Here is a 15,560-nt window from a genome sequence, read left to right as displayed (position 1 = left end):
TTCAAAGGTCAAATTCGAAAATCCACTAGATACGAAGCAAGAGGACAAGGCGAATGGCTTTCGAGCTCTGGGTTCTGTGCGGCATTATCCTGCTCTGCGTCATTCTTTCCGGATTCTTTTCAGGCTCCGAAACGGCGCTGACGGCGGCATCGCGGGCCAGAATGCTCACGCTCGAGCATAATGGCGACGAGCGCGCGGGACTGGTCCAGCGGCTCATCAGCCGTCGCGACCGCTTGATCGGCGTGCTTCTGATCGGCAACAACCTCGCCAATATTCTGGCCTCCTCGATTGCCACCAGCATTTTCCTCAACCTGTTCGGCGATGCGGGCGTCGCCTATGCGACGCTCGCGATGACGGTCATTCTGGTCATCTTCGCTGAAGTGCTGCCGAAATCCTGGGCGATCTCCGGTCCCGACCGGTTTTCGCTTGTCGTTGCGCGCAGCGTTTCGCTGGTGGTGCTGATCCTCGGGCCGGTTTCTGCCGCAGTGAACTGGATCGTGCGCGCGATCCTGAGGCTCTGCGGCGTCAATCTTGCCGCGGGCCGGTCCATGTTGAGCCCGCAGGAGGAATTGCGCGGCGCGGTCGAGGTGCTGCATCGCGACAAGTCGCTCATCAAGGAAGACCGCGATCAGCTTGGCGGCCTCCTCGACCTCAAGGAGCTGGAAGTCAGCGACGTGATGGTGCACCGGACCTCGATGGGCACCGTCAATGCCGATGCCGCGGCGGAAGAGATCGTGCGCGATATTCTGGCCAGCCCGCACACGCGCATGCCGCTCTGGCGCGACGATATCGACAATATCGTCGGCATCATCCATACCAAGGACCTGTTGCGCGCACTTTACGACGTCGACAATGATTTCACCCGCATCGACATCATGAAGGTCGCGCGCAAGCCGTGGTTCGTGCCCGACACAACGACATTGCAGGACCAGCTCGACGCTTTTCTCCGCCGCAAGGCCCACATTGCCATCGTTGTCGACGAATATGGCGATGTGCAGGGCTTGGTGACGCTCGAGGATATCCTGGAGGAAATCGTCGGCGATATTGCCGACGAGCACGATATCGACATGCAGGGCGTTCGTCTGCAGCCTGACGGTTCGGTGATCGTCGACGGCTCGCTGCCGATTCGCGATATCAACCGCGCGCTCGACTGGCACCTGCCGGATGAGGAGGCGACCACAATCGCCGGTCTGGTCATTCATGAGACGCAGACAATCCCGGAAGTGAAGCAGGCCTTCACCTTTTACGGGAAACGCTTTTCTGTGCTCAAGAAGGAAAGGAACCGCCTGACGCGGTTGCGCATCGTGCCGCTCGACGCCGATGGAAAACCGGCCCCCATCGTCGCGGCGGTGCCGCGCCGATAGAAGACGAAATGGCAGCAGGAAGACAGTAATAACAAATATTACTAATAAACGCTGGTCGTGCTCTATTTAAGCATAGAATATTTCATTTGAAATAGCGCCGGATTTATGTATTACTAGGGTTGTATTGCGGCAGGCATGTTCATCTATAAGCATGCGATACCGTTCATTGTAGATAGCTTATGTTCTGATACGAAAACTGCGGAGAAATTTCATATCACATGCTTTATAATGAGATAGATACAGCCTTCTCTATTTGTGCCAACATCGGATGCTATTCTGAAATTGCTTTTCTCCGCGAAGTTCGATCGATTTGATCGCATGGCATTGGATGCATAGCAAAAGCGCCCGAAAGGGCGCTTTGCATGTTTTGGGGCGGGCTCTGGATAGCCTGTTTCCTGATAGGGCTCAGCGATAAGTTGCCCTCCCGGTCCCGGCTGCTAGGCACAGCCGAAGGGTCCGGCTCCAGAGTATTTCCGTTTCGATTGAAACGCGGAGATGCTCCATCCGACCGGCTTTGCGCCTGGCTTTACCCGAAACGATTTCCGCTTTCGGAAGACATGCCCTGTTCCGAAAAATCTTCAGCGCCGCGTTGCTTCCCCGGGGGCGGAAGGCTCAAGCGCCAGCGCGTGGACGCCGCTCTCCAGTTCTTCCTTCAACAGCGCGTTGATGGCGCGGTGGCGCTCGATGCGACTCATTCCGGCAAAGGCGTCGGCAACGATGCGGATGCGGAAATGCGTTTCGCCGGTGCCGTCATAGACTTCATGATGACCGCGATCCTCATGGTGATGGCCGGCGTGGAGGTGGCTTTCGTTAATGACTTCAAGGCGCTGGGGAGCGAAAGCCGTGGTCAGTTTCGCTTCCATCGCGCTTTGTTTGCTATTGTGAATGGACATTTGAGCCACTTCTCCCCATATAGACGCTGTGCCTCATATAACGCTGCTTCGGCGGCAAAGGTGGGGCAAATCCGCACAGGAAAGCACTCCGCTTCAAAATTTCGCCCAGTTGAAATGGCCAAAAGCCCGACCGGACGAAATGTCAATTCTTGTTCAGCAACTGATAATCCGCATAATTCGATTCGATGACAACGAACTCAAAATTTTTCGACAGTATCCGCATCAAGCCCAAGAAGACCGCGGAAGCGAAGTCTTCAGCACCCTGCTGCCAGTGGGATGGTTGCGACAAGCCGGGCACGCATCGCGCGCCCTGTGGGGCGGATGCGTGAAGGCGAATATTTCCGCTTCTGCATCGACCATGTGCGGGAATATAACAAGAATTTCAATTACTTCTCCGGTCTTTCCGATGGCGACATCGCGAAATTCCAGAAGGATGCGATCACCGGCCACCGCCCGACCTGGTCGACGACGGCGAATTCCACCGCCAAGGCGCGCACCTCGCCCGACGTGGCCAAGATGCGGTCAGGTTCGGCCTCCTATCACAACCGCATCCGCGATCCCTTCAATCTTTTCAAGGAAGCGAAGGGACATGCGCCGGGCCAGAAGGCGCAGCGCAAACCCCGCACGCTGGAAATAAAGGCGCTGGCCACCCTCGGTCTTGAACCAAATTCGACTGGCGATAAGATCAAGGCGCGCTATAAAGAGTTGGTAAAGCAGCACCATCCGGATGCGAATGGTGGTGATCGCGGATCGGAAGAGAGATTTCGCGATGTTATTCAGGCTTATCAATTGCTCAAGCAGGCAGGTTTTTGCTAAAGCCTGTTTGGGACTGAAAGCTGACTATGGAGCGGTCGCCGACGGCTCCGACGGACATTCTTCTGCCGCGCCAAGGCGTGGATGCAAGCACGGATGCCCGCAACGAATTACGGAAGGGGCATACCGTCCGGCTCGCCGGAAAAACATGCCCGCGGATGAAAGTTGCCGGTCGGCAGCTTGCCGGTATTAATTCGCGGCCGGTCGCTGCCTGCCGCTCTGGAGGCATGATGAACAAGGTTGAGCGGGATATAGCCAATTTGCCGGATACGACGGTTTCGGTGCGCGAAGTGTTCGGGATCGATTCCGACATGACGGTGCCGGCCTATGCGGCAGGCGATTCCTATGTGCCGGAGCTTGATCCGGATTATCTTTTCGACCGTCAGACGACGCTCGCGATCCTCGCAGGCTTTGCCTATAACCGTCGCGTGATGGTTTCGGGCTATCACGGCACCGGCAAGTCGACCCATATCGAGCAGGTCGCGGCCCGCCTCAACTGGCCTTGCGTGCGCGTCAACCTCGACAGCCATGTCAGCCGTATCGATCTCGTCGGCAAGGACGCCATCGTGGTCAAGGAAGGCGTGCAGGTCACCGAATTCAAGGACGGCATCCTGCCCTGGGCCTATCAGCACAATGTGGCGCTGGTGTTCGACGAATACGACGCCGGCCGCCCTGACGTGATGTTCGTCATCCAGCGCGTTCTGGAATCCTCCGGCCGCCTGACGCTTCTCGACCAGAGCCGCGTCATCCGTCCGCACCCGGCATTCCGCCTGTTCGCGACCGCCAACACCGTCGGTCTCGGCGACACGACCGGCCTTTATCACGGCACCCAGCAGATCAACCAGGCGCAGATGGACCGCTGGTCCATCGTGACGACGCTGAACTATCTGCCGCACGACAATGAAGTGAACATCGTTCTCGCCAAGGCCAAGCATTACCAGAATGCCGAAGGCCGCGAGATCGTGAACAAGATGGTGCGCGTGGCCGACATGACCCGTCAGGCCTTCATCAATGGCGATCTCTCGACCGTCATGAGCCCGCGCACGGTCATCACCTGGGCCGAAAATGCCGCGATCTTCAACGATGTCGGCTTTGCATTCCGCCTGACCTTCCTCAACAAGTGCGACGAGCTGGAACGCGCGACCGTGGCTGAGTTCTATCAGCGTGCTTTCGGCGTTGAACTGCCGGAATCGGCGGCCAACATCGTTCTCGCTTGATGCGGAGGAAGCCTGCCGCCCGATCATCCGGCGGCAGTGCACTGTCTGGTGCGGGGGCGATGAGCTTCGCCCTTGCTTGAAAGCGAAGTCAGGATAGGCATATGTCGGGCCAGAAGTCAGGAATAGGCGATAATTCGCGCGAGCGTAAACCGGGACCGGTGGATTCCGAACCGTTCAAGCGTGCGATAACGGCTTGCGTCCGCGCCATTTCCGGCGAGCATGAGCTGGAAGTGGCGTTTACCAACGACCGCCCGGCCCTGAGCGCCAATCGTGCCCGCCTTCCCGACCTGCCGAAACGTCCGACCGCGCATGATATTGCCGTCACGCGCGGCCTTGGCGATTCCATGGCGCTGCGCCAGGCGCGCCATAACCCACGCATTCATGCGAGCCTTGCTCCAGAAGGAAAGCAGGCGCGCGCCATTTACGATGCTGTGGAGCAGGCGCGTGTTGAAGCCATCGGCGCGCGCGCCATGGCGGGCATGGCGGACAATCTTTCCACCATGCTTGCGGATAAATATTCGAAAGCCAATTTCTCCACCGTCACCGAGAGGGAAGATGCGCCGCTCGAGGAAGCCGTGTCGCTTCTGCTGCGTGAGAAGCTGACCGGGCGGGCCGCCCCTGCGGAAGCTGGGCAGGTGCTGGAACTGTGGCGCGACTGGATCGAACAGAAGGCTGCAGCCGACATTGCGCGGCTTGGCGACAATCTCGAAGACCAGCAGGCCTTTGCGCGCACGGTGCGCGACATGCTCGCTTCCATGGACATGGCGGAAGAGCTGTCGCAGGAAGAACCGAGCGACGAAGAAGAACAGAACGACGAACAGACGCCGGATTCCGACGAGAACGAGGAAGGCGGCGACGAGAGCCAGGAAGGTTCCGATTCGGCTGAAAGCGAGGAATCCGACAGTTCGAGCGATGAAGGCGAGCAGGGCGAAATGGATGCCGCCGACGCTTCCGCCGACGACATGGACGACAGCGAGGATATCGACGCGGAAACGCCGGGCGATACACGCCGTCCGAACCAGCCTTTCGCCAATTTTGCCGAGCATGTCGATTACAAGGTCTTCACGCGCGAGTTCGATGAAGAGGTCGAAGCGACCGATCTTTGTGACGAGGCGGAACTCGATCGTCTGCGCGGTTTCCTCGACAAGCAGCTTGCCAATCTGCAGGGCGTGGTGGGGCGTCTCGCCAACCGCCTGCAGCGCCGCCTGATGGCGCAGCAGAACCGCTCGTGGGATTTCGATCTGGAAGAGGGCTATCTCGATTCGGCGCGTCTGGTGCGTATCGTCATCGACCCGACGCAGCCGCTTTCCTACAAGCAGGAGCGCGATACGGATTTCCGCGATACGGTCGTCACGCTGGTGCTGGACAATTCCGGCTCCATGCGCGGTCGCCCGATCACGGTTGCCGCGACCTGCGCGGATATTCTCGCCCGCACGCTGGAGCGTTGCGGCGTGAAGGTGGAAATCCTGGGCTTCACCACCAAGGCGTGGAAGGGCGGCCAGTCGCGCGAAGCGTGGCTTGGACGCGGCAAGCCCGCCAATCCAGGTCGCCTCAACGATCTGCGCCACATCGTCTACAAGAGCGCCGATGCGCCCTGGCGGCGCGCCCGGCGCAATCTCGGCCTGATGATGCGCGAAGGGCTGCTGAAGGAAAACATCGACGGCGAGGCGCTGATCTGGGCGCATCAGCGCCTGCTTGGACGGCCTGAACAGCGCAAGATCCTGATGATGATTTCGGATGGCGCGCCGGTCGACGACTCGACGCTTTCCGTCAATCCCGGCAACTATCTGGAGAGGCACCTGCGCGCCGTAATCGAGGAAATCGAAACGCGTTCGCCGGTGGAACTGATCGCCATCGGCATCGGCCATGACGTCACGCGCTATTATCAGCGCGCCGTCACCATCGTCGATGCGGAAGAACTGGCTGGCGCCATGACCGAACAGCTTGCCTCGCTTTTCGAGGAGCAGGGGGCCGCGGCTCCGGCCAAGGGCAGGCGCCGGGCTGGCAGAAGGTAAAGCAAAGGGGCTTGAAGTTCATTGTGATGCATTTCCGAACGCAAAGGCGCTTCACGCTTTTGCTGGAAATGCTTCAGGCGCCCTTTGTCATGCCTCTTCCGCCGTTGTCCGGCTCGGCGCATAAAGCGACGGGGCGAAGACGGCGAGGATTGCCCCATAGGGGATCAGCATAAGCGTCCCCATGATGACCTTCACAAAGAAGTCGCCAAAAGCCAGCGATGCCCAGAGCGGCACGCCGAGGCCGAGGAAGGACGCCGGTTCGGCAAGCGACGAATCGGGCATTCCCGTGAGCGTGTCGATCCACGCAAATCCGGCTGCGAAGGCAATCGAGAAGAACAGGACCGTATCGAGCACAGAGCCGAACATGGCGGCGGCAAAGGGCGCCTTCCACCAGGTCTTGCGGCGCAGGCGGTCGAAGACGGTGATGTCCATCAGCTGTGCGAAAAGAAAGGCCGAGCCCGAGGCAATCGCGATGCGCGGGGTTGCCAGCCAGATCGACATGACGACGCCCAGCACGAAACCGGCATAGACCACCTTGCGCGCGGCGGCAGGGCCGAAGCGGCGATTCGTCAGGTCATTGACCAGAAAGGCGACAGGATAGGTGAAGGCACCGTAGGTCAGAACTTCACCGAGGCCGAAATGCTGGAACGGATACTGGACGAGAATATTCGACGCGGCAACCGCCACGCACATGGCCAGTATCGCTGGCATAAGCCGGGAAAAAGTGGGTGTCTCGATTGACATTTTTTTATCCTGGGTGATGGAACCAGCAAAAAAGGCCGACGAGAGCCGGCCTTTTTTGTCAAATCATTTGGCCGAAAGCTTAGGCAGCGACTGCTTCAGCCTGCTTCTTTGCGATCTGACGCTTCAGCAGGCGAGCGCGCTGCGACAGTTCCTTGTCGTCGGACTTGACGAGGAACGCATCCAGACCGCCGCGATGTTCGACCGAACGCAGGGCGTTGGCGGAAACGCGCAGACGATAGCTCTGGCCGAGGGTTTCGGACATCAGCGTAACATTGCAGAGGTTCGGCAGAAAGCGGCGACGCGTCTTGTTGTTCGCGTGGCTGACATTGTTGCCGTACTGGACCGACTTGCCGGTCAATTCACAAGCGCGGGACATTTTGGTCTCACCTTCAATTACGTTCTTCAGGCCCCGACCCGAATGTCCGAATTCAAGCAATCAACGCAGTTTGATGCTGCTGGCGCGCGATCTCGGACAGGCGGCCTATTGGGAAAGTCGCGTTTCTATAGTGACAGCAGCCGTTGCAGTCAAGTGAGATTCCGTATCCATCGCGCAAAGACGCGGTTTTCCGGCTTCCGAACGGTCTTCACGAAAGCTTGCAATCATAACTTCGCCGGTTTTGCCTGTTGCACAGATACTGTATCGAAGAATCCCACGCAACTTTCTGGCGGTCCAATGTGGTTGAAAACCTTCATTGGAAAAGCAGGCGAAAGGAATGCCGAGTATGATCGAACCGTCGCATGTGTTGAAGCCCGTCCGGCACCGGCTGGCGCAGTATGGTGTGGCGGCTGCGGCAGGACTGGCCTTCGCGGGCCTGAGCTTGGGGGCACTGACGATGGCCAGCGGCGCGGCCCGGGCCGATGATCTTTACCGGACGGAATACGATATTTCCATTTTCGGGCTTTCCATTGCGCGGTCCGCCATAGAAACCACGGTCAATGGCGCGAATTACAACCTCAATGGCCGTTTCCTGACCTCCGGTCTGGCGCGGGTGTTCGACGATACGGACGGCACCGTGCACGTTACCGGCAGCGCCGTCGGCGGCAAGGTCGTGCCGAAGAGCTTCGATCTCGCCTACAAGCATGGCCGCAAGAACAAGAGCACCACGATCCGCTTCGCCAATGGCAATGTCGTGGCGGCGGAAAACCAGCCTCCGGTGAAAAAGCGCGACCCCTGGGTGGAAACATCGCCGCAGGATCTGCTGAGTGTCAGCGATCCGCTGAGCGCCCTCATGATTCCGGCCAAGAATGGCCGGGCAGTCTGCGATCGTTCGCTGAGCGTCTTCGACGGCCAGACGCGAGCCGAGATCAGGCTTTCCTTCAACGGCACCGAATCGTTCACGACCGATGGCTTTACCGGCGAATCGGTCATCTGCTCGGCGAAATTCATTCCGATTTCCGGTTATCAGAAGGGCAAGAAGGCCATCGATTACCTGAGCAATCGCAGCCGGATGACGATTTCCTTCGCATCGCTTGGCAATTCGGGCATCTATGCGCCCGTCGTGGCCCGGATCGGCACCCAGATCGGCACGCTCAAGATTCAGGCGACCCGTTTTTCAAAAGTGAATTGACCGACAGCCAGAGCATTTCCTGTTTTTCATGAATCGTTGGAAATGCTCTGTCTTTTGTTTTATCGCGCATCTCATCTGATCGAAGCAGGATCAGAAATCGGTCCAGTGGACTAATTTCCCTTTTCGGGATGCGCTCGAGTCCAATTAATGCTTCGGGTGCACGCATTCCTCGTGGTTTCCGAGAATCTCGATCACGCGGCACTGGTCGATGCGGCCATGCGCGGTGCATTCCAGCATGCGCTGCAACTCCGTCTTGAGCGAAAGCAGTTTGGCGATGCGATGCTCCACATCGCTGAGGCGCGCGCGTGCAATGGCGTCGGCTGCCGCGCATGACTGGTCGGGATTGTCCTGAAGATCGAGAAGCGTGCGGATCGCATCCACCTCAAACCCCAGATCGCGGGCATGGCGGATGAAGAGAAGCCGCTGGATGTCGCTCCGGTCATAGAGGCGGCGATTGCCGTCACTGCGCGGCGGAGAAGGCAGCAGGCCGATCTGCTCGTAATAACGGATGGTCGGCACTTTGACGCCGCTCGCCTTCGATGCTTCGCCGATGGGCACATTCGTGATCATTTTCCGCTTGCTCCTCTAGTCACTAGAGGATGTAGACCTTGCTCAAGACAATTCAAGAGCAGTCCTGAAAAGAGCAGATCATGAGTGAAACACTGAACCAGATTCGCTTTCGCATCGACGGTATGGATTGCGCGTCCTGCGCAGCCAAGATCGAAACTGCCGTGCGGCGCGTGCGCGGGATCAAGGATGTCTCCGTTTCGGTTGCGGGAGGCACGATGACCGTCAGCCATGATGGAACGGGCGATCTCGACAAGATTGCCGCCAAGGTTCGCAGCCTCGGATATGGTGCGGAGCCGGTCGCGTCGGAAAAAGCCCCGGCAAAGGGCGAACATTCGCACGATCATTCTCACCATGACCATGACCATGATCATGACCACGGGGCGTGCGGCGGCAGCCACGATCATGCGCATGATCATGGGCATGAGCACGATCAGGACGGCCACAGCGAGATTGCGGCAACGCCGGACAGTCTGCGCTTTCGGGTCGATGGCATGGATTGCGCATCCTGCGCGGCCAAGATCGATACCGCCGTGCGCCGCCTGCCCGGCGTGACGGACGTGTCTGTCTCCGTGACCAATGGCGCGATGAACGTCAATCATGACGGGACAGCAAGGAGCGATGAAATCGCCGCCAAGGTGACGGCTCTGGGCTACAGGACCACGCTTGCCGACACCGCTCCCGCTGCCAGCGGCGGCAGGGCTGCGCCAAAGGCAAGCGCGCCTGCAAAACCGCTGCCGTGGTGGCGCTCGAAGAAGGGCCAGATGATGCTGGCCTGCGGCGGCGGGCTGGTCGCCGCCTATATAGCCGGGCATCTCTACCCGGCGATCGAGCTGTGGGCTTTCACGGCGGCGATGCTGATCGGTCTCGTGCCGATTGCCAGGCGCGCCTATATGGCGGCGATCAACGGTACGCCATTTTCCATCGAGATGCTGATGACGATTGCCGCCATAGGTGCCATGTTCATTGGCGCGACCGAGGAAGCGGCAGCCGTCGTGTTTCTGTTCCTGGTCGGCGAGCTTCTGGAAGGGGTGGCCGCCGGAAAGGCGCGCGCCAGCATCCAGTCGCTCACCGCGCTGGTGCCGAAGACTGCGTTTCTCGAGAAGAACGGGACGACTTCGGAAGTTGCGGCTGACAGCCTGGCGGTTGGCGATGTGATTTCCGTGCGCCCCGGCGACCGCATGCCTGCCGATGGTGAAATCCTCACGGGTGAAAGCGCGGTCGATGAAGCGCCCGTCACTGGTGAAAGCACGCCGGTCGGCAAGGCTGAAGGCGACACGGTTTTTGCCGGCACGATCAATGGCGACGGCGTACTGCGGGTGCGGGTCACGGCTGCCGCGCAGGATAACACCATCGCCCGCGTCGTGCGGCTGGTCGAGGAAGCGCAGGAAGCCAAGGCGCCGACCGAGCGTTTCATCAATCGTTTTTCGACCTATTACACGCCGGGCGTGGTTGTGGTGGCGGCGCTCGTCGCCATCCTGCCGCCGCTTCTTGCGGGCGGCGACTGGAACGAATGGATCTACAAGGGACTTGCGATCCTCCTGATCGGTTGCCCCTGCGCGCTGGTCATTTCCACGCCTGCGGCAATTGCAGCCGCGCTCTCGTCGGGCGCCCGGCGCGGTCTTCTGATGAAGGGTGGCGCGGTGCTGGAAACCATCGGCAAGATCACGGCGGCGTGCTTCGACAAGACTGGCACGCTGACCGAAGGCAAGCCGAAGGTGACCGATGTGCTGGCGGGCGACCTGCCCGAAGATGAAGTGCTGCGTCTTGCCGCGTCGCTGGATGCGGGCTCAAGCCACCCGCTGGCGCTGGCGATTGTCGGTGCCGCAGAACAGCGCGGGCTGAAACTTGCCCCGGTGACGGGAGGAAAGGCCCATGGCGGCAAGGGCGTGTCGGGCATGGTGGGCGAGAAGGACCTGTTTCTGGGTTCCCGTCGCGCCGCCGATGATATTGCGGCTATTCCGGATGCGCTGGCCAACCGCATTGCCGCCTGCAACGACGAAGGCAAGACGGTTTCTGTGCTGGTTGCCAATGGCAGGATCGCCGGTGCAATCGCCATGCGCGACGAACCGCGCGCCGATGCCATTGCCGGTTTGCAGGAATTGAAAGCGGCCAATATTCGCACCGTCATGCTGACCGGCGACAATCGCCGCACGGCGGAAGCCATCGGGCGCGATCTCGGGATCGAGGTGCGGGCCGAGCTTCTGCCGCAAGACAAGCAGCGTATTGTTGGCGAATTGCGCAAGGAAGGGCTGATCGTCGCCAAGATTGGCGACGGCATCAACGACGCGCCAGCGCTTGCCGCCGCCGATGTCGGCATCGCCATGGGCGGCGGCACCGATGTGGCGCTGGAAACGGCGGACGCCGCCGTCCTGCACGGTCGGGTTGGCGATGTGGAGGAAATGGTCGACCTTTCCAAGCGGACCATGCGCAATATCCATCAAAACATTGCCATAGCGCTTGGATTGAAGGCTGTCTTTCTGGTGACCACGGTGCTGGGCATCACCGGCCTCTGGCCCGCCATTCTGGCCGATACGGGCGCGACCGTTCTTGTGACGATCAACGCATTGCGGCTTTTGAGGCAACCTGTGCGGTAAAATAGAGCATTTCCAGCAAAAGTGCGAAGCGTCTACGCGGAGAAATCAGTCCACTGGACTGATTTCTATTCCCGCTTCGATGCCGTGGATAATGCGATGAAGAAAATACTTAGAGCGGTTCCCACTGCTCTGTTTCAACTGGAAACGCTCCAGTTGCCTGCGCTCCGTCCCTCATCCTGAGGAGCGGCCCGAGAATTCGAGGGCCGCGTCTCGAAGGGTCCATCTCCGATCTTTCGAGACGGTATCCTTCGCAAGCTCAAGATACCTCCTCAAGATGAGGAGATTGGCAATCGCGGAAAACTTACTCGCCGATCAGGACGCGGATGCGCTCGCTATACTGCTTGCCGAAGGCGAGATGTTCGGGATTGATGTCCTTCAACTCGTCCACCAGCTGCGGCTCGCTCTCCGCATCAGCCGCCGCAAGGCTGCTCATCAGGGCGAAATAGCCCAGGATATAATCGCTGGGCGTTATGTTCTGGGCCTTGAGCACTTCCACGACCTGCGGGCGGGATTCGACGCTCTTCACCATCTTGTCGAAAGAAGGCGTGGCGTCCTGTCCTTCCTCTTCCGTCGCCGAAAGTTCCATGCCGCCCAGCTGTTCCTGCACCTTTTCCATGCGCGAGAGGAAATCTTCGCTCAGCTTGAAATTATTGATCTCGGCAGGCGTCTGCTTCGGTGCGACGTCGAGCAGCAGGTCATCGGCAAACGCGGCAGTCATCGAACCGGGCAGGGCGACAAGCGAGAGGCCGAGGAAAACGGCGCAGCCTGCAATCTTGAAACGGGATAACACCGTCATTCTTCTATCCTCGAACTGTGGAACGATTCGCGCTCAATACCATATGTCAGAACATATCCTTGCGCTTGCGGATTTCGGCAAACACGGCTTCGTCGGGCGCATCCTGCAAGCCGAGGCGGCTGCGAATGCCTGCATCGTGCCAGCGCAGGAAAGGGTTCGTCGCCATTTCAAGCGCGATGCTCGACGGCAATGTCATGCGATCGGCGGCACGCAGGCGCGCAATCTCTGCGGCACGCTCCTTGAGTGCGGAATTGGCCGGGTCGATGGTAAGGGCAAAGCGGGCATTGCTTTCGGTATATTCATGGCCGCAATAGACCGCCGTGTCGCCCGGAAGCGCAATCAGCTTCAGCAGCGACTGGAACATGGTGAGCGGCGTTCCCTCGAAAAGCCGCCCGCAACCGAGCGCGAACAGCGTGTCGCCCGTGAAGACGGCTTTCGCGTCGGGAATATAGTAGGAGATCTCGCCCGCCGTATGCCCCGGTGTGGCAATGGCCTTCACCCGGAAGAGACCGAAGGTGAACTCGTCGCCATCCTTCACGGTCCGGTCGATGCCCGGAATCTTCGTTTCCTCGGCCTTGGGACCGATGATGCCGACCCCGTATTTCGCCTTCAGCGCTTCATTGCCTTCCACATGGTCGAGGTGGTGATGGGTGGTGAAGATGAAGTCGAGTGTCCAGCCGCGCCGTTTCAGCGCCGCCTCGACAGCCGCCGCGTCGGGCGCATCGATGGAAGCGGTGAGCGCGCTTTGCGGATCGTGGATGAGGACGCCGTAATTGTCGCTGCGGCAGATGAACTGTTCGATTTCAAGCCGTGGTGCGATGTCGTTCATGGTGTCCGTCCTCCCGTTACGACGCGGTCTTGTTGTCTTCCGTCAGTGAATGCTTCTGGATAAGCGGCATTTGTAAAAGCGTGAAGACAACGGTGATGGGCATAATGCCCCAGACCTTGAACGATACCCAGGCATCGGTCGAAAAATTCCGCCAGACAAGTTCGTTGACCACGGCGAGGAAGATGAAGAACAGGCCCCAGCGCAGCGTCAGTTTTCTCCAGCCCTCGGCATCGAGACGGAAGGCAGAATCGAAGACATAGCCGAGCAGGGATTTGCCGAAGAAAAGCCCGCCCCAGCAGGATTGCGCCGAACAGCGTGTTGACGATGGTGGGCTTCATCTTGATGAAGGTGTCATTGTGCAGCCAGAGCGTCAGCGCGCCGAACACCAGCACAACAATGCCGGAGACGAGCGGCATGATGGGCAGCGTGCGCGTCATCGACCATGAAATGGCAAGCGCGATCACGGTTGCCGCCATGAAAAGGGCTGTCGCCAGAAAGATAGGCGCGCCGATGGACGCCAGCACCGGAAAGCGCTCGATCAGCATTTCACCGCGCGCATTGGCGAAGAAGAAGACCAGAAGCGGCCCCAGTTCCAGCGCCAGCTTCAGGAGCGGCGGGACTTCCCGGCGCTCGACTTCACTTTTCTGCGACGGGTCGCGCTCGAAAACGGGATGCTCCATCAGGCAACTCCTGCGATGGCGCGGGCAAAATCCTTGGCCGCAAAGGGTTCCAGATCGTCGACGCCTTCGCCGACGCCGATGAAATAGATCGGCAGTTTATGCTTGGCCGAAATGGCTACCAGAATGCCGCCGCGCGCGGTTCCGTCAAGCTTGGTCATGACGAGGCCGTTGACGCCCGCGATATTCTTGAAAATCTCGACCTGATTAAGCGCGTTCTGGCCGGTGGTGGCGTCGAGCGTCTGCAACACCGTATGCGGCGCTTCCGGGTCATGCTTGCCCAGAACGCGCACGATCTTGGCAAGCTCGTCCATCAGTTCGGCCTTGTTCTGCAAGCGTCCCGCCGTATCGATGATCAGCACATCGCTGCCCGCTTCCTTGGCCTTTTCCCATGCATCATAGGCAAGCCCCGCCGCGTCGGCGCCGAGCTTGGAGGAGACGACCGGCGAGCCGGTACGCTCGCCCCATATATGCAGTTGCTCGATCGCGGCTGCGCGGAACGTATCGCCTGCCGCGAGCATGACCTTGAGGCCGCCAGCGGTGAGCTTTGCCGCAAGCTTGCCGATGGTCGTCGTCTTGCCGGTGCCGTTGACGCCGACGACGAGGATCACATGCGGCTTGTGCGACAGGTCAAGTTCCAGCGGCTTTGCCACCGGGCCCAGAACCTTTTCGATTTCCGCGCCCATGATGGTGCGCACTTCCTCGCCCGTCACGTCCTTGCCGTAGCGCCCCGAGGCAAGCGCGTCGGTGACGCGCATGGCGGTTTCAAGCCCGAGATCGGCCTGGATCAGCACGTCTTCGAGATCCTGCAGCGTATCGTCATCGAGCTTGCGCTTGGTGAAAATGCCGCCGATGGATTCGCTGAGTGAATTCGATGAACGGAGCAGGCCGCGACGCAGCCGCTCGAACCAGGACAGCTTGGGTTCAGGCGCCGCCTCAACCGGCGCTTCTTCCTTGTGTTCCTCGACGGCCCTGGCGACCTTAACCTTCTTGGGCTTCACCGGCTCCGGCTGAGTTGCGGGTTCGACCGCTTCCTTTACTACAGCTGCATCAGGAGCTTTTGCGACTTCGGGCTGCTCGGGTTCGGAAACCGGTTCCGGCCCAGGCTCGACAACAGGCTCAACAACCGGTTCTGGCGCAGGTGCCTCGACCGCGATGGGTTCCATCACCGGAGGCTGTTCGATCGGGATTTCGATCTCGGCGACCGGATGTTCCGGTTTCGCCTTTTCCTCCTCAACCGTTTCAGAGGCAGGCTCTTCCATCGGCTCGGGCTCGTGGGCGATAACCGGCATTTCCCGTTCGGAAACGACCACTTCAACGGCGGTGTCTTGCGTTTCTTCAGGCGCTGCGGCGGTTTCAGGAGGTTCTGTTTCCAAAGCCGCTTCCACGGCATCGGGGGCCGGTTGTTCGACCGGTTTTTCCTCGACCTCCTTCTTGCCGAAGGAGAACATTTTCTTGATGAAACCCATTGCCATGAATT

At 59.7% G+C, this 15,560-nt stretch carries 12 protein-coding genes and 2 pseudogenes; 6 read left to right on the top strand and 8 right to left on the bottom strand.

What is annotated here, in order from left to right; translation table 11 throughout:
- Positions 1-53: 53 nt before the first annotated feature.
- Positions 54-1,364, top strand: coding sequence for an HlyC/CorC family transporter (locus OINT_RS11625; RefSeq protein ID WP_006468010.1), 1,311 nt, complete (start codon positions 54-56; stop codon positions 1,362-1,364).
- A 578-nt stretch (positions 1,365-1,942) separates the two neighbouring features.
- Here the strand turns inward: OINT_RS11625 and OINT_RS11620 are convergent.
- Complete coding sequence (locus OINT_RS11620) at positions 1,943-2,257, bottom strand: BolA family protein (protein ID WP_006470977.1); 315 nt, start codon at positions 2,255-2,257, stop codon at positions 1,943-1,945.
- A 185-nt stretch (positions 2,258-2,442) separates the two neighbouring features.
- On the opposite strand from OINT_RS11620, the pseudogene OINT_RS11615 reads away from it, so the two are divergent.
- The 3 genes and pseudogenes from OINT_RS11615 to cobT all read left to right on the top strand — a co-directional run bounded on the left by OINT_RS11615 (position 2,443) and on the right by cobT (position 6,302).
- Positions 2,443-3,073, top strand: a pseudogene (locus OINT_RS11615) (J domain-containing protein).
- A gap of 227 nt (positions 3,074-3,300) precedes the next feature.
- Positions 3,301-4,287 carry a cobaltochelatase subunit CobS gene (gene cobS / locus OINT_RS11610; RefSeq protein WP_006470975.1) on the top strand — a complete coding sequence of 329 codons (987 nt, stop codon included), beginning with the start codon at positions 3,301-3,303 and terminating at the stop codon, positions 4,285-4,287.
- A 101-nt stretch (positions 4,288-4,388) separates the two neighbouring features.
- The gene (gene cobT, locus OINT_RS11605; protein ID WP_006468007.1) at positions 4,389-6,302 is read left to right on the top strand and encodes a cobaltochelatase subunit CobT; all 1,914 of its coding nucleotides are present in this window, start codon (positions 4,389-4,391) and stop codon (positions 6,300-6,302) included.
- Positions 6,303-6,389: 87 nt separating this feature from the next.
- Here cobT and OINT_RS11600 read toward each other — a convergent pair whose 3' ends face one another.
- Together OINT_RS11600 and rpmB are read right to left on the bottom strand one after the other, a co-directional pair.
- Positions 6,390-7,046: a queuosine precursor transporter gene (locus OINT_RS11600; RefSeq protein WP_006468006.1), complete on the bottom strand. Its 657-nt coding sequence runs from the start codon at positions 7,044-7,046 to the stop codon at positions 6,390-6,392.
- 79 nt (positions 7,047-7,125) lie between these two features.
- Complete coding sequence (gene rpmB, locus OINT_RS11595; protein WP_006470974.1) at positions 7,126-7,422, bottom strand: 50S ribosomal protein L28; 297 nt, start codon at positions 7,420-7,422, stop codon at positions 7,126-7,128.
- Positions 7,423-7,768: 346 nt separating this feature from the next.
- Between rpmB and OINT_RS11590 the strand changes: the two genes are divergently transcribed.
- Positions 7,769-8,614, top strand: coding sequence for a DUF3108 domain-containing protein (locus tag OINT_RS11590; protein WP_006468004.1), 846 nt, complete (start codon positions 7,769-7,771; stop codon positions 8,612-8,614).
- 144 nt (positions 8,615-8,758) lie between these two features.
- On the opposite strand, the gene OINT_RS11585 is transcribed toward OINT_RS11590, so the two are convergent.
- Complete coding sequence (locus OINT_RS11585; protein ID WP_025089912.1) at positions 8,759-9,181, bottom strand: MerR family transcriptional regulator; 423 nt, start codon at positions 9,179-9,181, stop codon at positions 8,759-8,761.
- 83 nt (positions 9,182-9,264) lie between these two features.
- Here OINT_RS11585 and OINT_RS11580 point away from each other — a divergent pair, with 83 nt between their 5' ends.
- Positions 9,265-11,778 carry a heavy metal translocating P-type ATPase gene (locus OINT_RS11580; protein ID WP_006468002.1) on the top strand — a complete coding sequence of 838 codons (2,514 nt, stop codon included), beginning with the start codon at positions 9,265-9,267 and terminating at the stop codon, positions 11,776-11,778.
- A 301-nt stretch (positions 11,779-12,079) separates the two neighbouring features.
- On the opposite strand, the gene OINT_RS11575 is transcribed toward OINT_RS11580, so the two are convergent.
- The 4 genes and pseudogenes from OINT_RS11575 to ftsY form a co-directional block, all read right to left on the bottom strand.
- Positions 12,080-12,574 carry a hypothetical protein gene (locus OINT_RS11575; RefSeq protein WP_006468000.1) on the bottom strand — a complete coding sequence of 165 codons (495 nt, stop codon included), beginning with the start codon at positions 12,572-12,574 and terminating at the stop codon, positions 12,080-12,082.
- Positions 12,575-12,620: 46 nt separating this feature from the next.
- Positions 12,621-13,403: a hydroxyacylglutathione hydrolase gene (gene gloB / locus OINT_RS11570; RefSeq protein ID WP_006467999.1), complete on the bottom strand. Its 783-nt coding sequence runs from the start codon at positions 13,401-13,403 to the stop codon at positions 12,621-12,623.
- 16 nt (positions 13,404-13,419) lie between these two features.
- A pseudogene (locus OINT_RS11565) lies at positions 13,420-14,083 on the bottom strand (septation protein A).
- Complete coding sequence (ftsY, locus tag OINT_RS11560; RefSeq protein WP_006467998.1) at positions 14,083-15,555, bottom strand: signal recognition particle-docking protein FtsY; 1,473 nt, start codon at positions 15,553-15,555, stop codon at positions 14,083-14,085. The pseudogene OINT_RS11565 and the gene ftsY overlap by 1 nt, the downstream one beginning before the upstream one ends.
- Between the last annotated feature and the right edge of the window lie 5 nt (positions 15,556-15,560).

The sequence above is a fragment of the Brucella intermedia LMG 3301 genome (genome assembly GCF_000182645.1).
Taxonomy (GTDB): domain Bacteria; phylum Pseudomonadota; class Alphaproteobacteria; order Rhizobiales; family Rhizobiaceae; genus Brucella; species Brucella intermedia.
This window is presented reverse-complemented; position numbering and strand designations above follow the sequence as displayed.